Source organism: Pseudundibacterium arcticum (assembly GCF_042646465.1).
GTDB classification, from domain to species: domain Bacteria; phylum Pseudomonadota; class Gammaproteobacteria; order Burkholderiales; family Burkholderiaceae_D; genus Undibacterium_A; species Undibacterium_A arcticum.
The window spans coordinates 13,376-37,218 of the sequence record NZ_JBHRTP010000048.1; the positions used below are offsets into that span (position 1 = coordinate 13,376).

Consider the following 23,843-nt stretch of genomic DNA (forward strand, 5'->3'; position numbering starts at 1 on the left):
CTCGTGATCACCAAACCGGACACCGCAGCAGCGCGACCGGCATGCTCCGGAACGGCGCCACGGCACCGCCCCGCTCGCACGGCTGGTGGAAACCGTGACCGAGCATTTCCGAGGGTGCTTCATGCCATCGTGGGGTGCCCTGGCGTGGGCTGGCGCACTTGCAAGCTGCGTCGCAGCACTTGATCGGTCACCCACTTGGCGGCACTATGGGCACGGCGGGCCACGATCTCCGGCGACAGTTGCAGGTAATCGTCGTTGAACACTTCGAGCTGTAGTCGCCGCGGTAACCGCCGCGGTCCAGCCGGCGCAGCAGGTCGGACAGCTCTTTCGAATGCGCGCCTTCGCCTGGAAACACGCGCAGGTGGAGTGCCGTTTCCAGCCGCTCTTCGTCGCTGCGTATGTCGCGCCACATAAAATCGGATAGTTGCACCATCGCGATCTTGTCGCTGGGGATGTCGTCAAGGCCATCGAAGTCGGCCTGATTGGCCAGCATGTGAAACGAGTCGATCACCACACCCAGATTGGCATGGTCCGCCAGCTCGACCGCTTCCCACGACTGCGTGTATTGATTCACGTGGCGCCCCCAGGACAGTGCTTCGTAACCGATGCGCACGCCCAGCGGCACCGCCAGCGTCGCCAGTTTGGCCAGGTGGCGCGCAATCGAGGGCAGCTCGCCGCTGGCGTGGCTGGACGTGCTGGAGCACACCATCAGCAACGGCGCACCGACTGCCCTGCAAACTTGCAGCATGTGCTTGGCGATGTCGAGTTTGTATTCGTGCAGCGCGCCGGACAGCCCTTCAAAGTCGCGCATGACCTGGATGCCGGTGACGCGGATACCGCTCGCGCGGACCAGACGTACGGCCTCTTCCAAGCCACCGGGATGGCCGGCCAGGTGCTTGGCCCACAACATGATCTGCGAGAATCCGGCCGCCTTCGATGCGCTCAGCTTCGATTCAAGGGGGCCAGCCAGCGTGATGCTGTCCATGCCGAAATTACTCAGGTTCATAAGAACTCCAACTCGCGGAATGCTTCCGAGGAAACGCCGGGCCAGCCGAATAGTTCAAGGTTCAAGGGAGTCTCCACCGACATCAACATGCACACGGCGGCAATGTATGCGTCCGGTGCGATTTTCAGCGGAATGACGCGCGCATCGATGTTGTGCCGCGTGAAATAGGCGTTAAACAGCGCCGGCGCCTTGACTTGCTCGACCGGCCAGCCGATCACTGGAAAAATGCGCGTGGTGCCGGAAATATCAATCATGCTTGCTGTCCAAATGGCTGACCACCAGTTCGAAGCTGACGCCCCCCTTGTAAAGCTGTGTCAATGCCCCCTTTTCACTCGATTGCGCAGGCTCGCGGTCGATGAAAACGATGCCTCGTTGTTTCAATTCCCGCACCGCCGCCAGCACATCCGGCGTGCCTAGGCCGACGCGGATCAATTGCTCGTCCCACTGCAGGCCGGCAGCGCCGTCGGGCGGTTCCACCAGTTGCAGGTAGAAGCTGTGGCACGGGCTTTCCAGCAAGGTCCCCTTGGGCAGCACGCCGAAATAGTGACCTTCCGGAAGCGGTCGGAAATCCATCAGTTGCTGATAAAAATCGATCCATTCGGGCGAGCGGTCGCTGCCAATGGCCTGCACCACGCCAAAGAAATGCAACCCGGCCAGCGCGGGCGGATTGGCCGGCGCGTTCGGTATCGGCTTGAAGTCGACGTCATAGATGGAAAAATCGCGGAAACGGTCTACGAAATACAGTATCGAATCGCCGGCCCCGTGCACGCCCGGGATATTTAGCTCCATCACGCCGGCGCGGGTCTGGATGGCCCAGGCGCCCATCTCGATCGCATGACGGTAGGCGGCATCGGCGTCGCGCACGCGCAGCGCGATGGCGCTGATCACGGTCGATTGCGGCTCATTATCGGACTGTGGCAAGGCTCGCGGATCGGCGTTGACGATCACATTCATCGAGCCCTGACGGTACAACGTGACTTCGCGCGAGCGGTGACGGGCGCTCGGCACAAACCCCATCTGCTCGAGCAGCGCCCCGAGCGCCAAAGGCTGGGCGGTCGCATATTCAACAAATTCAATGCCATCGATGCCGAGCGGATTATTCGGTTCAGGATTGTGTTCTTGCGCAGTCATGGTGATCCTTGGCTGAAGTGATGAGCCCAAGTATAGGAATGGCGCGCGGGGAAAAATAGTGCCGAAAACCGGGAATACTGCGACAATCGCTCATTCGGCGCGATTAGCGCACAAAATCGGGATTATCTGCAAATGAAAAAACCGGAATTGCTGGAAGTGGAAGTCGCCAAACGCGATCTGATCGACGGCTTGATCAAGGGCATCGACGTGATCACGGCCTTCAACGACGACACCGCGCGCCTGACCGCGAGCGAGCTGGCCGAAAAAGTGGACCTTAGCCGCAGCGCGGCGCGCCGTTATTTGCTGACACTGGTGCATATCGGCCTGGCGGCAACCGACGGCCGCAGCTTCTGGCTGACGCCCAAAGTACTCAATCTGGGGCGTTCGTATCTGGATTCGGCGCGTCTGCCACGCGCGATCGTGCCCTTCCTGCAGCGCCTGACCCTGCAGTTGCAGGAATCGACCAACTATTCCGTGCTGGACGGCGACGAGGTGGTGTATGTCAGCCGCGTCAATGCGCCACGCCTGCTGACTACCGGCTTCGAGCCTGGCACGCGCTTGCCGGCCTATACCTCGACCGCCGGCCGGGTGCTGCTGTCGGCCCTGCCGGATAACGAGTTAAGAGCCTATCTGGAGCGGATCGACCTGATCGCCTACACCCACTTGACAGTGGTGGACAAGGAGCAATTGTTCCGCGAGTTGGTCGAGATCCGGGAAGCTGGATTCGGCGTGACCGAAAACCAGTATGAAATAGGTCTGCGCGGCATTTCCGTCCCGATCAAGAGCCGGCGCGGCGCGCTGGTCGGCGCTCTAAGCGTGTCAATGATGATATCGACCTGCTCAAAAGCCGAAGCGACAGCGCGCTGCGTCCCCGCGCTACAGGCTACCGCTAATACGCTGATGTTATGGGTGTGATGGGAGCCGGACGTCGTTGAACGCCGGTGAAATGCTCGTCACCGAATCGCCCCGGCTGAGATCGGTTATCGTACTTTTGGTGCATGTATGGACCCGACGCCTTTATAGCCCTTTACGTTGAGGATGGCATTTCGGATCGCGTCCGGCTTGGTGCTAATAGAACGCTTGATGGCGTTGGCGATGAGGGGCACGCCATTGTATGACTAGCTCGAGAAAAGAGTTCTGATAATCATACAGCCGGCCTCCCTCCCGGCCGCGCAAAAGCGGCCAGTGTAGGAGTCAAGGTTGCACCGACTTGACGTATAGGAGGTCGGCTATATGATTATCAGAACCGCATGGTGCGGTGTAAATTCAACTATTCAGCCCGCCACATGCCAGACGCGCTAGCCTGATGTCGCCGTGGAGGCACTAATAAATTTGCTGCACGGCAAATTTGATCAGTTCGGCCTGGCCATCGATGTTGAGCTTGCGCTTGATGTTCAAGCGGTGGGTTTCAACCGTTCGCACACTCAGTTCCAGCGCGCGGGCGATTTGCTTGTTCGATTTTCCCTCGGCAATTTGCTGCAGTATTTGTCGTTCGCGCGCGGTCAATAACAGCCCCGGCATCATCGGTCGCGACAGCTGCTTGGCCAGGGCTGCGCTGTAATAGATGCCACCTGAAATGACGGTTTCGATCGCGAACACGATATCCTGTCCAGGCGCGTCTTTCAATACATAGCCGCGCGCACCGGCTTGCATTGCTTGCATCACGTATTCTGCCTTGTCGTGCATGCTTAATATCAGCACGACTATCTCCGGGAACATCGCATGAAACTGCGCGGTCAACTCGATGCCGTTGGTGCCGCGCATATTGATATCCATCAGCACCAGATCAATTTCCATGTTTTGCGCGTGACGCAGCGCGTCTTCTGCACCGCCAGCCTCGGCGACCACCTGGACAGCAGGAACCGCCTCCAGCCGGGCGCGCAAACCATCGCGCACCAGGGGGTGGTCGTCGACAAGCAGGATTTTGATCAATGGTTTGATGAGCATGGGATGGTAGAAGGTCAGTGTCGCAGCACGGCGGCGAGCACCGTGGTGCCGTTGGACGACGAGGTGAGACTCAATTTTCCGTCGACAGCTTCCAGTCGCTCTGTCATGTTGCGCAAACCGATGCCGCGTTTCGGGTGTCCATCAATATGATCAACGTCGAAACCGACGCCGTCGTCGCAGACGGTGAGCGTGACGCAGCGCGAATTGCCTTCCAGCCGCATCGATATCTGGCGGGCGCCAGCGTGGCGCTCGATATTGGTCAGCGCTTCCTGGGCGACCCGAAACAGCACCGTATTGACGACATCGGGCAAGCCATCCGCCGTGCCGACCGCATTGAAGTCGGTCGGCGTAGCGGTATGCGCCATGAATTCATGCGCCAGATGCTCCAGCGCTGCCGCCAAACCGAGGTCGTCCAGGATCGCGGGGCGCAGGTCATGCGAAATCCGGCGGACTTCACCCAAGACGTCATTCAGTTGTGCTGCCGTGCGCTCGAACGTGGACCGCGCCGAAGCGGACTGTTCGGGCGTTCCCGCCAGCTTGATGATGCCGGCTTCGATTTGTAATTTGATCGAAACCAGCCATTGGCTGATGCCGTCATGCAAATCACGCGACAATCTGGCGCGCTCTTCCTCTTGCGAAAGCACGACGCGTTGCGCCAGTACCTTGAGCTTGGCATCGGTCACGCGATGCTCGCTGATATTCAACACCAAGCCTGACAGCGCCACCGCGACTGCGCTCAAGATTGCAATCGCGGCAATCCAGAGCATCGTGCTTTCGATATTGCCCGAGATTTGCGCATCGATTTTAGCCAGCGCGTCATTCACATCGTCCAGATAAATGCCGGTGCCCAGTACCCAGCCCCAATTCGGTAGAGCAACCACATATCCGAGTTTGGGAGCCGTATTGTGGCTGGACGGTTTTACCCACTGATAGCGGACGAAACCACCGCCTTCATTGGCTCGGCTGATCAGATTCTGGATCGTCAGGCTGCCATCGGCATCTTTCATATTCCATAAGTTCTGGCCGACCAACTCTGGCTGGCGGGGATGCATGATGTTTTTGCCTTGCTGATCGTAGACGAAGAAATAGCCGTCATCGCCGTAATCGAGCTTTGCCAGAATGGCTTTGGCCTGGTCCAGCGTAGCGGCATCGGTCCGGCCTGACTCGTACAGCTGCGCAATTGAACGTGTCGCCAGGGTGACATAGTGCGTCAGTTCAGCTTTTTTGCTCGCCAGATACGCTGTCTGGATCGAGGCGCGCTGCTGCTGTCCCAATGATGTTGCCTGATGACGCACTGCAAGTGCGATCGCGCACAGAGCCAGAATAAGCGGTGTAATGGCAAGCAATATGATTTTTTGTCGTAATTTCATGGCGCTACTGTACCGCTAATTCGATCCGGATTTATGCGTAGTACTACGCATGCTTTTTACGTAGTTTCGCGCTTGCGAGCGAAAACCTTATGCCAAATACTACGCAACAAGCCGCAGAGCGCACAAAAAAACTCCTTTTGAAGTGCGATTCTGTTTCGGCAAAACAATAATTTCACCCCCTTTGGAGGAAGACAATGAATCATCTTGTTAGTAAACTTGGCTGGTGCGCGCTCGCCATCGTCGGCGCATTCGCATTTGGCCTGATCGCATTGCATCACGGCGAGTCCATCAGCGCCATCTGGATCGTCATCGCATCCGTCTGCGTTTACATGATCGCGTACCGCTTTTACAGCCTGTTTATCGCTGACCGCGTTTTGGGGCTGGATGCCAAGCGCATGACGCCTGCGCGCAAGTTCAACGACGGCCTGGATTTTGTGCCGACCAATAAATACGTGTTGTTCGGCCATCATTTTGCCGCGATAGCCGGGGCCGGCCCCTTGGTCGGCCCGGTACTGGCGGCCCAGATGGGTTATATGCCTGGCATGCTGTGGATTTTGGCCGGGGTCGTGTTTGCCGGCGCGGTGCAGGATTTCATCGTGCTATTTATTTCCATGCGGCGCGACGGCCGCTCGCTGGGCGACCTGATTAAATCCGAATTGGGACAAGTTCCGGGCGTGATCGCCTTAGTCGGCACCTTCATGATCATGGTTATCATTTTGGCGGTGCTGGCGCTGATCGTGGTCAAAGCATTGACCAACTCGCCGTGGGGAAGTTTTACCGTGATTGCCACGATCCCGATCGCGCTGTTCATGGGCGTGTACACCCGTTATATCCGTGTAGGCCGTATTGGTGAAGTGTCGCTGATTGGCTTTGTGTTGCTGATGCTGGCGATTTTTGGCGGGCAATACGTGCAGGAAATTCCCGTGCTGGCCGCCATGTTCACCTTTAGCGGCAAAGAATTGACATGGATGCTCATCGGTTATGGCTTCGTCGCTTCCGTGTTGCCGGTCTGGCTGCTGCTGGCACCGCGCGATTATCTGTCCACTTTTCTGAAAATCGGCACTATTGTCGGTCTCGCGATCGGCATCATATTCGTTTCGCCACACCTGAAGATGCCGGCATTCACGCAGTTTGTGGATGGCTCCGGTCCGGTTTGGTCCGGTAACCTGTTCCCGTTCCTCTTTATCACAATCGCGTGCGGCGCAGTGTCCGGTTTCCATGCTCTAATTGCATCCGGCACCACGCCCAAGATGCTGGAAAACGAAAGCCATGCGCGCTTCATCGGTTACGGCGCGATGTTGATGGAATCGTTTGTTGCGATGATGGCCCTAGTTGCCGCTTCCACCATCGAGCCTGGAGTGTATTTCGCGATGAACAGTCCGGCCGCATTGATCGGCAGCACGGCAGAATCGGCTGCGCAGGCGATTTCGCACTGGGGTTTTTATGTCACGCCTGACATGTTGACGCAGACCGCGCTGGATGTGGGCGAGAATTCGATCATCTCCCGCGCCGGTGGCGCACCGACCTTAGCAGTAGGGATGGCGCATATCCTGTCCGGCTTCACCGGCGGCAAAATGATGATGGCGTTCTGGTACCACTTCGCGATTCTGTTCGAGGCGCTTTTCATTCTGACAGCGGTTGATGCGGGCACCCGGGCCGGGCGCTTCATGTTGCAGGATTTGCTCGGCACCTTCGCGCCATCGATGAAGCGTACCGATTCGATGGTGGCGAGCCTGACTGCGACCGCACTATGCGTTGCCGCCTGGGGCTATTTCCTGTACCAGGGCGTGGTCGATCCACTGGGCGGGATCAATACCTTGTGGCCGCTGTTCGGCATTTCCAACCAGATGCTGGCCGGTATCGCATTGATTCTCGGTACCTGCGTATTGTTCAAGATGAAGCGCGACCGTTTCGCCTGGGTCACCATCCTGCCAACCATATGGATCTTGATCTGTACGCTAACCGCCGGCTGGCAAAAGATGTTTGATGCCAATCCACGCGTCGGCTTCCTGGCGCACGCCAGCAAGTTCAAGACGGCACTCGCCGAGGGCAAACTGCTGGCACCGGCCAAATCGATCGAGCAAATGCAGCAAGTAATTTTCAACGATTATCTGGATGCAGCGTTGGCCGGCTTCTTCATTCTGGTGTTGCTCAGCATGCTTGTGTTCGGCATCAGAACGGTACTCGTAGCACGTGCCGCACACAAGTCCAGCGCCAAAGAGACGCTATTCGAGGCATTGCCGGCCCGCGTAGTGCCCCAAGCCTGATGCGCTCGCTCATGCTGGATGAAATTGCCAAGGCGGGGCGCTATCTTGGGCAATCCATGCGACTAATGGTCGGCATGCCCGAGTACAGCACCTACGTCACGCATATGGAAGAGACACATCCTGACGAGCCGATGATGTCGTATGAGGAGTTTTTCCGCGAGAGGCAAGAGGCGCGCTACGGCGCTAATGGTAAGGTCGGCCGTTGCTGTTAAAGATAACACACCCGATCTGGAGTGAGCTGATAGCTCACTCCCAGTCTGGAATCGGCACCAGTTACGTGCTGCACAACACCTCATTTGTCACGCAGGGCGGCCATGGCTTTATCGCCAACGTGAACCAGAGCGGCAGCGACAAACATTCGGGCGTCTATCAGCACTAACCAGAGCGCAACGCTGGCATGCCGTGACGGTGCTTTGTTAGGGTATGCCGGTTATACGGTTCACCGGAGGTGGCGCACTATGGCAATCGACAGCGATATTCAGCTTTGGCTCGAAACGCAGAGTCAGTCCGGGGGTCAGCATGGCCGCATATGATGCTGGCAAATCGGATGAGCGACGATGCGTGCATTCTGCCGAAACCATTGAGTGAATTTTCACCAATGCCCCGGACAAGTGCTGCCGGAAATGCCGAAACGACGGTTTCGTCAGTTTTGGCAGCAGGTGCTTGGCGCATTTTAAAAAAGTGCTGCCTTTATCTGACCGTTGCGGCGTCAGCATGCATGACATGCGTGCATTATTTAACCTTGGACGCCGAGCAAGCACCGCAAGAAGCGTCACTGACGGTTGATATAAGCGATTGCTTCGCCGCGCTTCGTGCCGCGTTTGCGAAACGACTGGGAAGTGTTGATACAGCGTGACCGAGCGATCGTCGGCTTCAGCCCAACGGCGATAGGTATCGCAACAGGGCGTCGTCCACCGGGCGGCCATGACCGCGCAGGGCATTCGTGGCACGCTCCAGGTACACTGTGTTCCCGAGAACGATGGCCGTCGTGACCAGATTGAGACCGCTGGCCCGATAGCGCTGTTGCTCAAAGCTGCGATCCCGAATTTCGCCCAGCCGGTAAAAGAACACCGCCCTAGCCAGCGCGTTGCGCTCCTCACCCTTGTTCAACCCGGCGTGAACGTGGCTCGACGCTTTGCAACCAATCCAGGATGAACAACGTCCGCTCGACGCGCCCCAGTTCTTGCAGGGCGATGGCTAGGCCGTTCTGGCGCGGATATGCCCGGCTAAGGCTCCGGAGGGCGCGGGATGCCGCGTCGACCTCCATATTCGAAACACCGGTGTTTGACGTAAAGCAACAACATCGCTCCGCAATTCTGCCGGAGATCTTACGGTTTCGCCGCCGCCCCTACGCCGGTAGAGGCGGCAGAATTTCCGGGTAACGCGTTACTGCTCTTGCTAAGAAAGGCTGAAGCGACATTCGATCGCTTCAGCCTTTCTCACACCACCTAGATACCTCCCGAACTCACTCACTGTTAGTGGGGGATGGGAGTGAAGGGGGAATCATAGCTGACGTTGCTGGTCGCCGGATCGCGCGTGCCAACCCAAGTCATACACTCAGAAAATTAACGTAAGTGCTTGAAAAATATAAGAATATTTAGATTGCAGTCGAACGATTTTCGAGGCTTTTTGAGGTGCAGTAGATCAAGTGTCTGGAGTTGCCAAACACATTTCATGGCAACTGTCAGATAGAACGCAACACATTAGCCGCTGTCGTAGAAATTTGCCCTTAACTCGCATGCAAACCTGCCAGAACTGAACATACTAGGCGTCAAATGTTGGGCGGACGCCAGCAGCGAAAGCAGCAAGTCGACGAGTATGATTCCCCCGGAATATGACTTTACGTTCCCAGATCGGCAGCCCCCTTGAGTCTGGCCAGGAACGCGGCCTGAACCCAGCTGATGACACGGTGCGCATCAGCGCTGCTGATGGGGGGCATGGTTGTATCCGCGATGGAGTCGGCGTTACCTTTCTTGGTACGCTAAAATCACGCACTACTGGCGGAGTTATTTCAGCTGTCCTTACCGATCAGATCGGCCAGCGGCTTGGCCCATCGGACGAATGCTGTCCGGGAAGACAGACCCTACGCCAATATCGGCGCGGGTAAGGTCAACACAAGGCCACAGCCACGCCATCGACCACGGCCAAGGTGACGATACCGGGCGACGGTCACGCCGGCAGCACCGCACGGTTATGCAAGTGGATCAATGAACTGGTTCGCACCGAACGGCCATTTTTACCCAAAGCAGGGCATGAAGCCCCAAAATCAGCCCGCTCATGATTGAACCGGCTAAACCAAGCCCCCATGCGCGCGACGCACCCGTATTCCGCCGGCTGAATACCGGCCCCAAGTAGCGCATCGGCCATACCAATGCGTTCCATCTGGCGGACTTCGATTATGACGAGCTGAGGGAACTTAGAAGGACCGCGTTAATATTCGAATTGGCCCCCGAATTGTTGATGTTGACTGTCTGGGACTGATTAATCATCTTTTCGATATTGAAGCTGTTGTTGACCTGGTAGAAGTTGACGACCGGAACGAGGCTAGTGGTTGCAGGAGAGAAAGGGCTGATCCATCCATAGACCCACGGGGCACCGTCGGCGCCTCTGATGGACGACATCGCTTTGCGGTCCAACGCGCGGTTTGTGGGGAGGTCATTGATCGTAATTGCACTCATGTTGTATCTCCAAAATTGCCAAAATTGCCAAGAACAGCAAAGCGGAGAGCCGCACGGCAGAGGATTGGAATATCCCCTGTAAGGGCGGCTCTCGTAGCCCTTTAAATCTGGGCCACCCCTGCATGCATATTGCCAAGAACATTGGTGAGGCTGGTCAAATTGACGTCGGTATTGGTCACGACCGGCGTAAACACGCCAACTTGCGTGTTCGGGCTGGCAAACCCACCCCTTTGAATTGCAGCCTGGTTGAAGCTGCCGATATTAGTGGCGTTATAGCCACCGCGTACGGCAGACATTTCACGGCCGTCGAGTTCCTTGTCGAGGGACAGGTCTTTGATCATCAGAGTCGATTTCATGGTAGTTCTCCTAAAGGTTTGGTTGGGCTGGATGAGCATTTCGTTGCGCTCGATAGACATAGAGCATAGGGCGTGCCAGCCCAAGCCATGCACTGCGAGAATAAACGTAAGTACTTGAAAAATATAAGAATATTTAGATTTCGACCGAACGTTTCTCGATGCTTTTTGAGGTGCTGCAGGTCAAGTGTCTGGAGTTGCCAAACACATTTCAAGGCAACTACCAGATAGAACCCAACACATTAGTATTGGTTTGTTTGCGCCGGTTCGCAGCTCAACAGGCCCTTTTGACCCCGAGTGGTGTTGACGCCGGGCGGATATTGATCCACCTGCCGGGATTTCGTGGACCCAACCACAGGTTTTGCAAGCCATTGGCACGTGCGGAAATACGGAGATTGGAGATGGGGCAGTGCAGCCTCTGGGTCAATCTCGCATTGGCGTCAACCCTGAAGGCGTTCAAAAGCTGAAGGTCGATGGAAAGGGCAAACCGGTTTGTCCGCCCCGAAAACCGCCTACGGCGAACGCGATGCCGCTGGCGTCATACCGCCGAACAGCACGCTTAATTTTTAAATCGAACTGATCTCAATCGGCAAATATGCACGCAATCCGTCAAAATCCCTGATCCCTGTCTCTCGCGGAAAACCTCGTGCTAAAGCTATGCTGCTGGCGCTGTCCCGTCATAGGTAAATGAGTTGCAATTTGGCCATTTTTACCTTTCCGAATGGTTGAGAAAAATAGCCAAAATAGGCAGCATTGGTTGTGGCGTGACTGGTATGTCGGGCCAGCATTTGTGTTATGGCAGTCGGTCCAGGTAGTTGTATCGCGTCTTGCGGCGGATGCCCATGCCGCGGGCGATCAGCGCCTTGCCGTGCCCCATGCCGATGCGCGCGACCGTGATGCAGTCGAGCTAGCGCTCCGTGTTCTGATCCCTACTCGATACCCTGACGTAGCCGATCTGTTTGCTATCATGACCGCCACCGCAAATGTGTGCACCTGGGGGTCTAGACAGTGTCGTGAAACAGAGTCGAGCAACAGCGGCCCGGGGGACAGGCGCGATGCGCGCCATTGCATCATCCGCGCACGGTAAACTCTACGGTTTCGTCGCCGGATTCGCCGAGGCTGTGACCGAACACAATGCGCCCCTGGCCGCGCAGCATGACCTCCTCTCGCCGCAGGCCGATTTCAGCTTCGCCGGCGAAGCTGATAAAAGTCCCGTTGGTGCTCTGATCGACCAGAAAGAACTTGTCGCGGCGGCGCTCGATGCGCGCGTGAAGGCGCGACGCCTTGCGGTCGGCGATTACGATCTGGCAACTCGCGTCGCGCCCGAGTACGATGCTGGCGCCAGCATGGTCGAGCACCAGGTTCTGCGCTCCATGAGTGAGATGCAGCTCGATCTGCGCCGCGGACTCGCCCTCGTCACTCGACAACGTCACCATCGTCAGGTCATCCCCGCCCTGCCAGATGACTTCACAAACGTCGATGTCGTCGACCTTGCCTTTGATCGCGAGCGCGGCGATGCGCCGGGTCGATTCGCGCAGCATCGGCGACAGGCGCTCCACGGTGGATAGCGTAGTGATAATCTGATTACCTTTTGCCAGGTCCGACATGCGCGCGGCGGTATTGACCGTGTCGCCAAACACGTCGCCGCGCACCTCAATCACGGCGCCGGCGTGAAATCCGATCCGGATCGCGCGCTTGACGCCAGACACGATGGGCAGAGCGGCGACCTTCAATTGCATGTGGGTAGCTGCCAGATGACCGCGATCGGCGTCGGGAAAGACGCACATGATCTCGTCGCCGATGGTCTTGATGACACGTCCACCGTGGCGTGCGATTACTGTGCGCATGGTGCGGAGGCACTCGTCGATCATCGCCTTGGCCTGCGCATCTCCAAGCGTCTGATACAGCCTGGTGCTGCCGGCGATGTCGGCGAACAGGACCGCAACCTCAGCTGCGGTAGCGTGCCTGAGTGGCTGAGTCTGCGCGATCGAATCGGACATGCAGAGGATTATAACCGCGTTTGACAGCCGGGATTTCGAAGGCCGTGGTGTTCGAATCCCACCGGGCGCGCCATACTTCATTGGCATAGGACCTGAAATCCAGGTCCTTGTCGTTTTTGCGGGACCCCGTGTGGGACTTTTCAGAATCAGGCGACCATCTGCGCGAGAGCCGCGAGAATTCCTCGATCGAGATTTCCAATTCCCGGGCCAGCGCCGATGCGCGCTTGAGGTGGGAGGCGCGCTCAACCCGGCTGGCTGCGTCGTAGAGCTGCCGGGCACACACCATATCGTTGGCGCCTTTCAGACCATCGGCGATAAAGGTGAGCGCCTCCGAATCGAGTAGCGCATCGGCCATACCAATGCGTTCCATATCTGGTGGACTTCGATTATGCCGTGCTGAGGGAACTTAGAAGGAGAGCCGCACGGCAGAGGATTGGACTATATCCCCTGCAAGGGCGGCTCTCACGGCCCTTTAAATCTGGGCCACCCTTGCATTCATATTGCCAAGAACATTGGTGAGGCTGGTCAAATTGACGTCGGTATTGGTCACGACCGGCGCAAACACGCCGACTTGCGTGTTCGGGCTGGCAAACCCGCCGCCTTGAATAGCGGCCTGGTTGAAGCTGCCGATATTAGTGGCGTTAAAACCGCCGCGTACGGCAGACATTTCACGGCCGTCGAGTTCCTTGTCGAGGGACAGGTCTTTGATCATCAGAGTCGATTTCATTTCAATTCTCCTAAAGGTTTGGTTGGGTGCGCATGTCGTTGCAATTGCACCCAGTTGTATTTCAAAAATTGCCAAGAATGGCAAAGCAGAGAGCCGCACGGCAGAGGATTGGAATATCCCCTGTAAGGGCGGCTCTCGTGGCCCTTTAAATCTGGGCCACCCCTGCATGCATATTGCCAAGAACATTGGTGAGGCTGGCCACATTGACGTCGGTATTGGTCACGACCGGCGCAAACACGCCGACTTGCGTGTTCGGGCTGGCAAACCCGCCGCCTTGAATAGCGGCCTGGTTGAAGCTGCCAATACTGGTGACGTTATAACCGCCGCGTACGGCAGACATTTCACGGCCGTCGAGTTCTTTGTCGAGGGACAGGTCTTTGATCATCAGAGTCGATTTCATGGTAGTTCTCCTAAAAGTTTGGTTAGGTGCGCATGTCGTTGCAATTGCACCCAGGTTGTATTTCAATAATTGCCAAGAACGGTAAAGTGGAGAGCCGCACAGCAGAGGATTGGACGATTCCCTGTAAGTGCGGCTCTCATGGCCCATTAAATCTGGGCCAGCCGTGCATTCATATTGCCGAGAACATTGGTGAGGCTGGCCACATTGACGTCGGTATTGGTCACGACCGGGGTAAACACGCCGACTTGCGTGTTCGGGCTGGCAAACCCGCCACCTTGAATAGCAGCCTGGTTGAAGCTGCCGATACTGGTGGCGTTAAAACCGCCGCGTACGGCAGACATTTCACGGCCGTCGAGTTCTTTGTCGAGGGACAGGTCTTTGATCATCAGAGTCGATTTCATGGTAGTTCTCCTAAAGGTTTGGTTCCGGTTGGATGAGCATTTCGTTGCGCTCGATAGACATAGAGCATAGGGCGTGCCAGCCCAAGCCATGCACCGCGCGAATATACGTAAGTACTTGAAAAACATAAGAATATTTAGATTTAAGCCGAACATTCTCGAGGCTTTTTGAGATGTGCCGCAGGTCAAGTGTTTGAAGCTGCCAAACACATTTCATGGCAGCTGTCAGATAGAACCCAACACATTAGTCGCTATTGTAGAAAATTGACCGTAGAGCACTGGTCACCCTGCGATGGGGGTGCCACAAGATGATCATTGGCCCTCGCCTGCGCCTGCGTCATCAACCACCGAAGCGGCCATTGGGGTGGCCATTCTCAATCGCATGTTGGCGGCCGGACAGCCAATTCGTCCGCAGTGAGCGAAAAGTAACATAGCGGCAAAAGGCGTTATGCCTCAGATATCCGTGCACCAACGCCGTCTTGGCCCCTTCCAGGCGTCAACAACCGGACGCAGTCAATTATTGAGTTTTTTAGTGAATGCGACAGCCATTTTGAGCGCACCATGGAAAGTCTTGGCATCAAACGCTTGCCTCCAGCCACCGCAACTATAACGGCGGATTTTTATTACGCATACACTGGAAGCAGGAAGTGATTTGTTAGACTTGGGGCGGACCATCTTTAACCTCAAGCTCCGACGTATAGCCATATTTTTTGACAGCATTTTTATATACTATTTTTTATATGAAGCTGAAAATTCTGGGGTGTAGTGGCGGCATCGGCGCGAACCTGCGCACAACCGCCATGCTGCTCGACGACGACGTGCTCATCGATGCCGGCACTGGCGTCGGTGATCTTACTCTCGACGAAATGGTACGGATCGACCATGTCTTCGTCACCCACTCGCACCTGGACCATATTTGCAGCATTCCTTTTCTGGTCGATACGGTCGGCCATAGGCGTAACACACCATTGATGGTTTACGCTATCGGAGAGACGCTCGATGCCCTGCGCACCCACCTGTTCAACGACTGCATCTGGCCTGATTTCACAATACTGCCGCAACCTGAGGCGCCCTATCTGCAGTATCGCGAGATAACCCGGGGCGAGACCGTGTCGCTGGCAGGACGAAAAATTACCGCCCTCGCCGCCAATCACCTGGTACCGGCCGTCGGCTATTGCCTGGACAGTGGTGCCGCGAGCCTGGTGTTCACGGGCGATACCGGCCCCAACGATGCCCTGTGGGAATTCGTCAACGGCATCGTCAATCTGCGTTATCTGATCATCGAGACTGCATTCAGCAACCACGACTACGCGATCGCGATGGCCTCCAGGCACCTGTGTCCAAGCTTGTTTGCCGAGGAGATCAGGAAGCTGCGCCTTCCCGCAGAAATTTTCATCACCCATTTGAAGCCAGGCGATATGGAGCTCACCATGTCGGAAGTCGCCAATGCCGTCGATGCCTGTCAGCCAAGAATGCTTGAACATGGCCAGGTATTTGAATTTTAAAAAAATGCCTGATCCGACTGCACATTCGGCCCCATCCAATCACCGTGCTTAAAGAAATTCCTTATCGATGTCGATGCTCGAGCGCTGGCCGATGTGCTGGTAGTTTTCCTCGATCCACGCCTCGGCCTCGGCCCGTCCCTGGTCACGCAGAAAGCAGAGGAAATCCCAGTCACCGTTGTACTTGCTCGACACACCGAGCGCGGCCATGATCTGATCGGACCGAATCGAGTGGATCAACATCTCCTTCATCTCGCTGCGATCGATCTTGCCTTGCTGGATCAGCGTGGTGACGAAGGCGATCGCGCGCATCTCACGCATGAGTGACGAATTGAAGCTCACTTCATTGATGCGGTTGAGGATCTCGGCCGCAGTGGTCGGTACGCCGGGGCGCACGATCGGGTTGATGTGCACGATCACCACATCGTGTGTGCGGCAGTTGTAGATCAGCGGAAAAATGGCCGGGTTGCCGACATAGCCGCCGTCCCAGTAATGTTCGCCGTTGATCTCTACCGCCTGGAACAGGGTCGGCAGGCAGGCCGAAGCAAGCACCGCCTCGATACACATGTCCTGGCCGGAAAAGATGCGTATCTTGCTGGTCTCGACATTGGTTGCACAGAGAAACAGATGGATTGGGCAATGTTTGCGCAATTCGGCGAAATCGACATGTTGCTCCAGTATCTCGCGCAGCGGATTCATGTTGCGGGGATTGAATTGGTACGGTGACAGGATGCGCAGCATGATATCCGCCATCAGGTACAAGGGTGAGTGGTCCAACCCGAAGGTGTGGGTTCCTCTCATCCATGGTATGTAGCGGGAGGGGCTGTACCTCTCTGCTGATTGGGCAATAGCGCGCCAGAACTCGTGCAGCGCCTGGCGCGCGTTTTCGGCATCTCCCTTTAGCAGCCCGTAGGCCAGCACTGCGGCGTTCATTGCACCTGCGCTGGTCGCGCTGACGCCTTCAATTTCAAGCCGGCCGTCCTCCAGCAATCGGTCAAGCACGCCCCAAGCGAACGCGCCGTGCATGCCGCCGCCCTGCAGCGCGAGCGCGATCGGCTTCGGTGCGCCCGGCCTGTTCTTGGTAGCCATCGCAAACCTCCTCAGTATTCGGCCCAGCAGGTTTTGTTAAAAAATGTCAGGTCTTTTTCTCGTTTTGCGATACACCATGGTGTCGAAAGTCTTTCGAATGGATGCCGTGCTTCTTCAGTAATATTTGCAGATGGGAACGGTTCATGTTGCAGCGCCTTGCCAGCTCCGCCACGGTGCCGCCAACTTCCTGCAGGCCCCGCTCCAGAAACCCCCTTTCTGCCGCATCGCTGGCGGCGCGTTTGGCGTCACCCAGCGCGGTAAGGCTCAACACGCTGACAGCGCCGTTTCCTGCAGCGCTGTCAGCCGTCATGGCGGGCGACCTGGGCCGTATATCCTCGGGAAGGTGCTCCATATCCGCCGTATCCCCGGCCAGGCAGGAGAGGCGGTAGATCATATTGCGCAGCTCCCGTATATTGCCCGGATAAGAATAATTCAATAGAAAATCGCGCAGGCGCGGCGTCATCTTTATCGGACGCCTTTTCAGGGCTTCCGCAGCCTCGTCTCCAAAGAATGCAAACAGCAAAGGAATCTCGTCCTTGCGCTCACGCAGCGGCGGCAATGTCACATGGATGACGCTGAGCCGGTAAAACAGGTCCTCCCGGAATGTGCCCTGTTCACTTAATCGACGCAGATTTTTGTTGGTCGCGGCCACGATACGGGCGTCCACTGCAATGGTTTCATCCGATCCCACTCGTTGAATCTCATGCGACTCCAGCACGCGAAGCAACTTCACTTGCCCGTGCAGCGGCAATTCGCCAATTTCATCGAGAAATATGGTGCCCTTGTGCGCACTTTCGAACTTTCCTTTGCGATCGCTGGACGCGCCTGTGAAGGCGCCTTTCCTGTGACCGAACAGCTCGGATTCCAGCAAATTGTCCGGGATCGCCCCGCAATTGACGGAGATGTACGGTTTATCGGCGCGCGTCCCATTGGCATGGATGACCTTCGCCATCAGTTCTTTGCCGGTCCCGCTTTCGCCGTCTATGAGTACCGGCAGATCGGTGGGGGCCGCCTTCTCCGCAATCTCCAGGGCCTCAAGCAGCGTCGGGTTATCCCCAAAAGTCCCTTCAAAAACGAAGCTGCGATCGATCAGCGCCTGACGCCGTTGGCGCGGCAATTGATCGAGCTCGGCAGGCTCTGCGACTGCTGCCTGCACGAATCGCTCTTTGTGCGACAACTGCATCACCTCGTCACGCAGGGATCCGGCTTGCCTCAGCAGCTTATCGATGTCCGGCCGCTCCAAGCGTGAAGACCAGCGCAGCGTCGAGCGCAGAATTTCGATTTTTTCGAGCAGGCCCGCATATGAGATCGTGGATCGTCCGGGTCCGCTTTGGTCGAGTATTTTCATCTGATTTTCTCTGAGATACTCCGTCGTTCATGGCGGGGTGGTTGACGCACTAAGTTGCTTCTGGACCAGTTGGTAATACATGCCCTGCCGTTCCACCAGCTCCTCGTGCCGCCCCTGTTCCACGATCGCCCCCTCGTACAGCACGAGGATTTTGTCCGCACGCATGATCGTGCTGAGCCTGTGGGCGATGATCACGGCGGTACGCCCCTTGAGAATGTCATGCATGTTGCCGAGAATGTTGCTCTCGGACTGGGTATCCAATGCCGAAGTCGCCTCATCGAAGACCAGCAGGCGCGGGTCGTGGTATAGCGCTCGGGCGATGCAGAGCCGCTGAATCTGGCCGCCGGACAAGCCGATGCCGCGCTCACCCACCACCTGGTCGTAACCCAGCGGCATTTTGCTGATGAATGCATGCGCGTCTGCCATCTTCGCTACGTCTTCAATGCGCCGACGATCCGAACCGTCATCGCCACTGGCGATGTTCTCCGCGATGGTCCCGGAGAAAAGCAGATTGCTTTGCATGACATAACCGATCTGCGCTCGGTAATATCCCTTGTCGATGACACTCAGGTCATAGCCATCGACGAGCAATTTGCCTTCCGTCGGTGGATAGAAGCCGACCAGCAGCTTGGCCAATGTCGTTTTTCCCGAGCCGCTGCGCCCCACGATGGCGACCAACTCCCCCGGCCTAATGTCGAAGCTGATATTTTCAAGAACATAGGGCGTTTCGTCGCCGCCGTAGCGAAAATAGATGCCTTCCAGACTGATCGCCCCCTGCAGATCAGGCAGCATCACCCGCGACGGCAAGTCCTCCGGCTTTTGTTCCGGCTCGATGTCGAGTACGTCACCGAGGCGTTCCATCGCCACGCCCGCGTCGGCCAAGAGGTTCCACAGCCCTACCAATCCCATCAATGGTGTCAGCACACTGCCCGTCAAGGCATTGAATGCGATCAATTGGCCGATGCTCAGTTCGCGCGTCAGCACCAGATTCGCGCCCACCCAAAGGAGGGTAATCGTGGTCGCTGCGTTGAGCAGCTGACTGGCGAGTCCGACCACAATATGGAATGCCTGCGCCCGATACTGGACTTCGAGCGCCTTGGCGTATTTCTTTTCCCATTTCAAACGAACCGGGCGTTCGATCCCCATGCCCTTGACGGTCTCTACGCCCCCGAGCGTTTCCATCAGGAATGCCTTGGCGTCAGTCGACGTAGTAAAAACTTCGCGTGCATAATGTTTTATTTTCGGGGTGACCAGCACGGTCAGGAGCATGATGGGGATGACGAACGCGATCAGTAGCAGCGTCATCTTCACGTTATAAAAAAACATGACCGAGAAGTAGATGAACACCATCAACAAATTGAGCACCGTCGTAACGGTGGATTCCGTCAGAAAGGCGCGTATCGTCTGATTTTCCTGGAAGCGCGCAAAGATGTCCCCCGTCTTACGTTTGGCAAAGAAAGAGTACGGCAGCGACAGCGTATGCCTGAAAAATTGCGACATCATCGCGAAGTCCATGTTGCGAACCATGAAGTTCGCCAGGTAGGCCCGGATCGTCGACATGATCTGGCTAAACAGATTGGAAATGACCAGGCCGATGATGAGCAAGTGCAGCAGGCTGATGTTTTGATGGACGATGACCCCATCCAGGATGTTTTGAATAATCAGCGGTGGAACGATCCCTAGCATCTGGATCACGAAGGTCGCCAGGAACAGGTGCAAGAGGATTTTTTTATAGGGTTCCAGATAACCCACGAATCGGATCCACGGCGAGCGCGCGACTGCCGCCTGCACCATGCCCTGACTGGACGTGAAGAGCAGGCAGGTGCCGCTCCAGCCACGCTCAAATTCTTCGACGCTCATTTTTTTGAAACCGACCGCCGGATCCGCTACCCACACCCAGCGTTTCGAGATGCCGTACACGACGACGTAATGGTAACCTTCCCAGTGCACAATAAAGGGCAGCTCGAAGCCCTTCAGCGACTCAAAAGTGCACTTGATTCCACGCGTGGTGAAGCCGAGCGATTCGCCTGCGCGTGCCAGACTATCGAGCGTGGCGCCCTCCGTCGTGACGTTGGCCAATTCCCGCAGCTTGCCCAGCGTCATCGGGATGCCATAGTGCCGGCACAGCATTGCCAGACAGGCGGCACCGCAGTCCATCTCTTCCGCTTGCTCGACCAGCGCAAAGCGCCTGATGACCTTCTCGCCGAATTCGGGTTTGGAGCGCAGATCGAGCGTGACCGGTCGCTTGCGTCTTTCCGCCAACTTCTTTTGGCGCTGCAATTCCCTTTCAGAAAACCGAATGCGCTCTTCCAATACTTCGCGCAACTTCGGGTTGCGCTCCAGAATGAAATGAACGGTCTTCTCAGGAATGACCAGCAGCCTGGTATCCGTGCTCGCAATCGCCGATGCCAGCTGCTCCTGGCGCATCACGCAGGCTTTTTCACCGAAAATTTCACCCTGCCCCAGCGTTGCTAACGGATACTCTGTCCCTTCATCGTGGCGCACGATGCGGATCTCGCCTTGGCGTACCACATATAGTCTGCGGTCGTCTTTGGAATCCTGTTTCAGAATCTCCTTGCCGGCACTGACACGTTTCACGCCGACGCTTCGAACCGCGTCCTCAAGCTCACTCTTGCTTAGCTTGCCGTGCAGATCAAATAGACGGGTAACAAATCCCCCCGCCGAATTGATCGCCACGTAACTGGCAACGAACTCTTGTGCTGCAAGGTTGCGAGAGAGGATCGGCTCGGTGATAGTGCGCGGTATGAACAACAGTTCAGTCTTCGCTGAGGCGCGTACCGAGGATTCGTGCCGATGCTCGCGCAACATGGCGATCTCGGCAAATACCTCGCGCACCTTGCGCACACCCATGCTGATTTCTTTGCCCTGCTCTTCCGTAAAGATGCGAACGGACCCGGACTTGATCACAGACAAGCCGTCGGCGGGTTCACCGGCATTACACACGGTTTCACCGAACGAAAAAAACCGGGACTCCGTGTGCTCAGCCAGTCGCTCGAGCTCATCGCGCGTGAATGGGGACAATATCTCCACAGACGATAGAAAATCTGCGAGGGATTGCAGTTCTGATGACGCGTCCATAGGCATCTAACGCGTCTCGATGATGTGTTCCTGTGCCCTCGCCAAAAGCCATTGCTCGCGCAGCAGGCGCCGCACCTCAACCGTGGCGTCCTCGTCCAGCGTGGCGGGATGTTTTGCGCTTACCGTAAAGATTTCGTAAACAGAACGGTCGGATGAGGAAAATGGCCCGAGCAAGTCCCCAACCGCCGCGTTAAATACCTTAGCTTCGACATCGGTCTTGAGAGAGCCACGCAGAACCTTGCCGATGACGCCTCCCCGCTCTCGCGTATCGGCGGTCGAATGCTCACGTGCCATTTCCGCAAAGCTGTCCGGTTCATCCCTGAGGTAAGAGATCACCTCTTTCGCCTTGCCTTCCGTATCAAGAACAATATGGCTCACCTCGACACTATCGAACTTGGGAGAATTCAATTTGAAGTAATCTTCCACCGCCTTGTCGCTGCAGACCTGTTCCATCATCTTCTCTTGATACAGATTATCAGTGATGAAGGACTCAAATTCGTCCAAGCTGACCCCAAGCGTGTCGAGGTAGCGGTTCATGTCGGTCGCTCTATGCAAGCCCTGGACCCTGCGAAGTTGATCAGCCCGCTCCTGTATCTCTTCCGGAGACACAGGGATACCTTGTTTCTTCGCCGCGCGGACCGTGAGTTTGTCTCTTACGAGTTGCTCGATGAGGCTCTCGAACTGTCCCGTGAACTTTAACGTTCTGACGAAGTCCTCCATGCCAATGACTTCATCATCGATACGCACAATCGCAGTCATCTCATTTGCTCCTTGAGATTGGGACACGAACGGCTCGCCTTGCCTGGCATGGTTGTCTCCCATCAGGGAACGCTGCCCCCTGTTTTTGAGTCTAGGATACGGTGCACCCGTTTGCAATGGACGCACCTTGCAATCAAACAAGTCGGCTCCAAATTCATGTCCGTCAGGACATCTATAGCTTGCTCGCGCGGCCCAAGATGGCAAAAAAAACAAAAGTTGAACATTTGCATCAATCCGCCATGTTCTTATCCGTGCAGCAACGCCGCCAGGCCGTAATGACGTTCAGTTAAAGAAATTTTTTAAGCTTGCGCGGAATTTAAAGGAAACCGATTGCCCTGAGTGGTATGTGTTTTCACGGCATAGCATCAGGAAAGGGGAGCATGTCAACCTCCAATCTGCCGGAACGGGTCCAGGGCGAGATCGATCAGGCGCCGCTCGCGGACAACAATCTCTACGGTTGCCGTCATCCCATATCGCAAGGGATACTTTTTATCTGCGACCAGGTAATGGTCCCGCTCAAGCGCCACGCGCCCCTCGTACACCGGTTGTTTAGTTTGCGGCGCTGGTTTGGTAGCCGGTGAAATATATTCCAGCGTGCCGCTGATTAGGCCATACCGTTGATAGGGAAACGCATTGAATTTCAGCTTGACCGGAAGGCCCTCCCGCAAGAAGGCCCGATCATATTCGGCAATCTCGGTCTTAAGAATAGGGCGCGCGTTTTTCGGCGCAATCCCACCGAGCGGCGTATTGGCCTGAATTTTGTCTCCCAGTTGCGTGGCAGTGACGTCCGTGATGACGCCGTCTACCGGCGCGACGATGAGCAAAAAGTTGTCCTTGTCGATGTTTTCAAACCGGATTCTGGCTGCAGCGTCGGAAACCAGACGCGCTGTCTGTACCTGCAGCCGCAGCTTGTCTTCTGCATTGGCGGCCTCCCTCGTCGCTGCTTCGTACTGCAGACGCAGTTTGGCGAGTTCCTGGCCGCTCGTCTCCAGTTGCGCCTTGGCCTGTCCCGACTCCAGGCTTTGCCGAGCGCTCAGTTCGCCGAGTCTTGATTGCGCCACGCGAATGGCGTTTTCGGCCGCCAGGAGGGCATTCTTTTTGCCTTCAACCTGAAGCTGCGATACCCCGCCACCGCCGGGCAGTGCAAATAGCCGCGCGTATTTGTCCGCCTCTTCCTTGGCAGCGGCGCGGGCCCGCTGCGCGTCGTCAAGATTGGTACGCGCTTCCTGTAGTTGCGCTCTCTGCCCTTCCCCCAGCTTGGAGGTTCCTTCCGCGACGCGCTTCTGGTGCTGATGCTCCTCCAGTTCCATCGCCTGTTTCAACGTCGTTGCCTTGCGCTCAATCAGCGCTTTTTTTTCCGGGAATTCCCGCCATTCCCGCTCGGCATTTTCGAGCTTCAACTGCGCGTCGAGCGCATTGGTCGCTGCCTCAATCGCGCCCCTGGCGTTAAGCCTGGCCAGCACGTCCCCCTTCGATACCGGCTGACCTTCCGCTATGTAAAGATTTGCCAATTCGCCGTCAACGGGCGCATAAAAACGCCGCACTTCCGACTCGGGCAAGAGCGTACCCTGCGCCGTCACGATCACATCAGCGCGCCCAAAAAACGACCAGACCAAAGCGGACAGCAGCAACGCGACCATTGCGATGACAGTGGCCTGGGTAAAACGCCAGGGTTCCGCGGTCAATATCGCGATGCCTTCGGCGCTGTGATCCTCGAGTGCCTCAGTTAACGATCTCGGGCGATTGTCGTTGCTCATTCTATTTTCCAA

The 23,843-nt window shown here is 56.6% G+C and carries 22 protein-coding genes and 2 pseudogenes; 6 read left to right on the plus strand and 18 right to left on the minus strand.

What is annotated here, in order from left to right; all coding sequences use genetic code 11:
- Window positions 1–119: 119 nt before the first annotated feature.
- The 3 genes and pseudogenes from ACFOFO_RS15095 to ACFOFO_RS15105 form a co-directional block, all read right to left on the minus strand.
- Window positions 120–1,006: pseudogene (locus tag ACFOFO_RS15095) on the minus strand (sugar phosphate isomerase/epimerase family protein).
- Entirely contained in the window at window positions 1,003–1,260 is a 258-nt protein-coding gene (locus tag ACFOFO_RS15100; protein WP_390324208.1) for a hypothetical protein, read from the minus strand. The pseudogene ACFOFO_RS15095 and the gene ACFOFO_RS15100 overlap by 4 nt, the downstream one beginning before the upstream one ends.
- The gene (locus ACFOFO_RS15105; protein WP_390324206.1) at window positions 1,253–2,137 is read right to left on the minus strand and encodes a 4-hydroxyphenylpyruvate dioxygenase; all 885 of its coding nucleotides are present in this window, start codon (window positions 2,135–2,137) and stop codon (window positions 1,253–1,255) included. The genes ACFOFO_RS15100 and ACFOFO_RS15105 overlap by 8 nt, the downstream gene beginning before the upstream one ends.
- Window positions 2,138–2,269: 132 nt before the next feature.
- Between ACFOFO_RS15105 and ACFOFO_RS15110 the strand changes: the two genes are divergently transcribed.
- Window positions 2,270–3,052, plus strand: a complete 783-nt coding sequence (locus ACFOFO_RS15110) for an IclR family transcriptional regulator domain-containing protein (protein WP_390331907.1) — start codon at window positions 2,270–2,272, stop codon at window positions 3,050–3,052.
- 408 nt (window positions 3,053–3,460) lie between these two features.
- Here the strand turns inward: ACFOFO_RS15110 and ACFOFO_RS15115 are convergent, their stop codons facing one another.
- A complete protein-coding gene (locus tag ACFOFO_RS15115; RefSeq protein WP_390324198.1) occupies window positions 3,461–4,084 on the minus strand; it encodes a response regulator in 624 nt (207 codons plus the stop codon).
- A gap of 14 nt (window positions 4,085–4,098) precedes the next feature.
- Entirely contained in the window at window positions 4,099–5,454 is a 1,356-nt protein-coding gene (locus ACFOFO_RS15120) for a cache domain-containing protein (protein WP_390324196.1), read from the minus strand.
- Window positions 5,455–5,648: 194 nt separating this feature from the next.
- On the opposite strand from ACFOFO_RS15120, the gene ACFOFO_RS15125 reads away from it, so the two are divergent.
- The 4 genes from ACFOFO_RS15125 to ACFOFO_RS15140 all read left to right on the plus strand — a co-directional run bounded on the left by ACFOFO_RS15125 (window position 5,649) and on the right by ACFOFO_RS15140 (window position 8,577).
- A complete protein-coding gene (locus ACFOFO_RS15125; protein ID WP_390324194.1) occupies window positions 5,649–7,721 on the plus strand; it encodes a carbon starvation CstA family protein in 2,073 nt (690 codons plus the stop codon).
- A gap of 11 nt (window positions 7,722–7,732) precedes the next feature.
- Window positions 7,733–7,933, plus strand: a complete 201-nt coding sequence (locus ACFOFO_RS15130; protein ID WP_390324191.1) for a YbdD/YjiX family protein — start codon at window positions 7,733–7,735, stop codon at window positions 7,931–7,933.
- On the plus strand, window positions 7,924–8,100 hold the full coding sequence (locus tag ACFOFO_RS15135; protein ID WP_390324190.1) for a hypothetical protein: 177 nt from the start codon (window positions 7,924–7,926) through the stop codon (window positions 8,098–8,100). The genes ACFOFO_RS15130 and ACFOFO_RS15135 overlap by 10 nt, the downstream gene beginning before the upstream one ends.
- Before the next feature lie 150 nt (window positions 8,101–8,250).
- Window positions 8,251–8,577, plus strand: a complete 327-nt coding sequence (locus ACFOFO_RS15140) for a hypothetical protein (protein ID WP_390331908.1) — start codon at window positions 8,251–8,253, stop codon at window positions 8,575–8,577.
- Window positions 8,578–8,597: 20 nt separating this feature from the next.
- Here the strand turns inward: ACFOFO_RS15140 and ACFOFO_RS15145 are convergent.
- The 8 genes and pseudogenes from ACFOFO_RS15145 to ACFOFO_RS15180 all read right to left on the minus strand — a co-directional run.
- A pseudogene (locus ACFOFO_RS15145) lies at window positions 8,598–8,973 on the minus strand (Tn3 family transposase); the annotation flags it as partial.
- A gap of 1,144 nt (window positions 8,974–10,117) precedes the next feature.
- Window positions 10,118–10,399, minus strand: a complete 282-nt coding sequence (locus ACFOFO_RS15150) for a hypothetical protein (RefSeq protein ID WP_390324184.1) — start codon at window positions 10,397–10,399, stop codon at window positions 10,118–10,120.
- A 101-nt stretch (window positions 10,400–10,500) separates the two neighbouring features.
- Window positions 10,501–10,755, minus strand: coding sequence for a hypothetical protein (locus tag ACFOFO_RS15155; RefSeq protein ID WP_390324183.1), 255 nt, complete (start codon window positions 10,753–10,755; stop codon window positions 10,501–10,503).
- A 1,067-nt stretch (window positions 10,756–11,822) separates the two neighbouring features.
- Entirely contained in the window at window positions 11,823–12,752 is a 930-nt protein-coding gene (locus ACFOFO_RS15160; RefSeq protein ID WP_390331909.1) for an adenylate/guanylate cyclase domain-containing protein, read from the minus strand.
- Entirely contained in the window at window positions 12,700–13,107 is a 408-nt protein-coding gene (locus tag ACFOFO_RS15165) for a hypothetical protein (protein ID WP_390331910.1), read from the minus strand. The genes ACFOFO_RS15160 and ACFOFO_RS15165 overlap by 53 nt, the downstream gene beginning before the upstream one ends.
- 117 nt (window positions 13,108–13,224) lie before the next feature.
- Window positions 13,225–13,479, minus strand: coding sequence for a hypothetical protein (locus ACFOFO_RS15170; protein ID WP_390324177.1), 255 nt, complete (start codon window positions 13,477–13,479; stop codon window positions 13,225–13,227).
- Window positions 13,480–13,624: 145 nt separating this feature from the next.
- Window positions 13,625–13,879 (minus strand): hypothetical protein, encoded by a 255-nt coding sequence (locus ACFOFO_RS15175; protein ID WP_390324175.1) that lies wholly within the window; start codon window positions 13,877–13,879, stop codon window positions 13,625–13,627.
- Window positions 13,880–14,025: 146 nt separating this feature from the next.
- Window positions 14,026–14,280, minus strand: coding sequence for a hypothetical protein (locus ACFOFO_RS15180; protein WP_390324173.1), 255 nt, complete (start codon window positions 14,278–14,280; stop codon window positions 14,026–14,028).
- 797 nt (window positions 14,281–15,077) lie between these two features.
- Between ACFOFO_RS15180 and ACFOFO_RS15185 the strand changes: the two genes are divergently transcribed.
- Entirely contained in the window at window positions 15,078–15,782 is a 705-nt protein-coding gene (locus ACFOFO_RS15185; RefSeq protein ID WP_390331912.1) for a 3',5'-cyclic-nucleotide phosphodiesterase, read from the plus strand.
- Between the two features lie 48 nt (window positions 15,783–15,830).
- Here ACFOFO_RS15185 and ACFOFO_RS15190 read toward each other — a convergent pair whose 3' ends face one another.
- The 5 genes from ACFOFO_RS15190 to ACFOFO_RS15210 form a co-directional block, all read right to left on the minus strand.
- On the minus strand, window positions 15,831–16,868 hold the full coding sequence (locus ACFOFO_RS15190; RefSeq protein WP_390331914.1) for a patatin-like phospholipase family protein: 1,038 nt from the start codon (window positions 16,866–16,868) through the stop codon (window positions 15,831–15,833).
- Window positions 16,869–16,914: 46 nt separating this feature from the next.
- Window positions 16,915–18,216: a sigma-54 interaction domain-containing protein gene (locus tag ACFOFO_RS15195; protein ID WP_390331916.1), complete on the minus strand. Its 1,302-nt coding sequence runs from the start codon at window positions 18,214–18,216 to the stop codon at window positions 16,915–16,917.
- Between the two features lie 27 nt (window positions 18,217–18,243).
- A complete protein-coding gene (locus ACFOFO_RS15200; RefSeq protein WP_390331918.1) occupies window positions 18,244–21,315 on the minus strand; it encodes a peptidase domain-containing ABC transporter in 3,072 nt (1,023 codons plus the stop codon).
- Window positions 21,316–21,321: 6 nt separating this feature from the next.
- Complete coding sequence (locus tag ACFOFO_RS15205; protein WP_390331920.1) at window positions 21,322–22,074, minus strand: peptidylprolyl isomerase; 753 nt, start codon at window positions 22,072–22,074, stop codon at window positions 21,322–21,324.
- Window positions 22,075–22,457: 383 nt separating this feature from the next.
- Window positions 22,458–23,831: an HlyD family efflux transporter periplasmic adaptor subunit gene (locus ACFOFO_RS15210; RefSeq protein ID WP_390331921.1), complete on the minus strand. Its 1,374-nt coding sequence runs from the start codon at window positions 23,829–23,831 to the stop codon at window positions 22,458–22,460.
- Window positions 23,832–23,843: the final 12 nt, after the last annotated feature.

Bases quoted from the DNA above. Each gene is read 5' to 3' on its own strand.
- ACFOFO_RS15100 (WP_390324208.1), bottom strand. From the start codon at position 1,260: ATGATTGATATTTCCGGCACCACGCGCATTTTTCCAGTGATCGGCTGG.
- ACFOFO_RS15105 (WP_390324206.1), bottom strand. From the start codon at position 2,137: ATGACTGCGCAAGAACACAATCCTGAACCGAATAATCCGCTCGGCATC.
- ACFOFO_RS15110 (WP_390331907.1), top strand. From the start codon at position 2,270: ATGAAAAAACCGGAATTGCTGGAAGTGGAAGTCGCCAAACGCGATCTG.
- ACFOFO_RS15115 (WP_390324198.1), bottom strand. From the start codon at position 4,084: ATGCTCATCAAACCATTGATCAAAATCCTGCTTGTCGACGACCACCCC.
- ACFOFO_RS15120 (WP_390324196.1), bottom strand. From the start codon at position 5,454: ATGAAATTACGACAAAAAATCATATTGCTTGCCATTACACCGCTTATT.
- ACFOFO_RS15125 (WP_390324194.1), top strand. From the start codon at position 5,649: ATGAATCATCTTGTTAGTAAACTTGGCTGGTGCGCGCTCGCCATCGTC.
- ACFOFO_RS15130 (WP_390324191.1), top strand. From the start codon at position 7,733: ATGCTGGATGAAATTGCCAAGGCGGGGCGCTATCTTGGGCAATCCATG.
- ACFOFO_RS15140 (WP_390331908.1), top strand. From the start codon at position 8,251: ATGATGCTGGCAAATCGGATGAGCGACGATGCGTGCATTCTGCCGAAA.
- ACFOFO_RS15150 (WP_390324184.1), bottom strand. From the start codon at position 10,399: ATGAGTGCAATTACGATCAATGACCTCCCCACAAACCGCGCGTTGGAC.
- ACFOFO_RS15155 (WP_390324183.1), bottom strand. From the start codon at position 10,755: ATGAAATCGACTCTGATGATCAAAGACCTGTCCCTCGACAAGGAACTC.
- ACFOFO_RS15160 (WP_390331909.1), bottom strand. From the start codon at position 12,752: ATGTCCGATTCGATCGCGCAGACTCAGCCACTCAGGCACGCTACCGCA.
- ACFOFO_RS15165 (WP_390331910.1), bottom strand. From the start codon at position 13,107: ATGGCCGATGCGCTACTCGATTCGGAGGCGCTCACCTTTATCGCCGAT.
- ACFOFO_RS15170 (WP_390324177.1), bottom strand. From the start codon at position 13,479: ATGAAATCGACTCTGATGATCAAAGACCTGTCCCTCGACAAGGAACTC.
- ACFOFO_RS15175 (WP_390324175.1), bottom strand. From the start codon at position 13,879: ATGAAATCGACTCTGATGATCAAAGACCTGTCCCTCGACAAAGAACTC.
- ACFOFO_RS15180 (WP_390324173.1), bottom strand. From the start codon at position 14,280: ATGAAATCGACTCTGATGATCAAAGACCTGTCCCTCGACAAAGAACTC.
- ACFOFO_RS15185 (WP_390331912.1), top strand. From the start codon at position 15,078: ATGCTGCTCGACGACGACGTGCTCATCGATGCCGGCACTGGCGTCGGT.
- ACFOFO_RS15190 (WP_390331914.1), bottom strand. From the start codon at position 16,868: ATGGCTACCAAGAACAGGCCGGGCGCACCGAAGCCGATCGCGCTCGCG.
- ACFOFO_RS15195 (WP_390331916.1), bottom strand. From the start codon at position 18,216: ATGAAAATACTCGACCAAAGCGGACCCGGACGATCCACGATCTCATAT.
- ACFOFO_RS15200 (WP_390331918.1), bottom strand. From the start codon at position 21,315: ATGGACGCGTCATCAGAACTGCAATCCCTCGCAGATTTTCTATCGTCT.
- ACFOFO_RS15205 (WP_390331920.1), bottom strand. From the start codon at position 22,074: ATGACTGCGATTGTGCGTATCGATGATGAAGTCATTGGCATGGAGGAC.
- ACFOFO_RS15210 (WP_390331921.1), bottom strand. From the start codon at position 23,831: ATGAGCAACGACAATCGCCCGAGATCGTTAACTGAGGCACTCGAGGAT.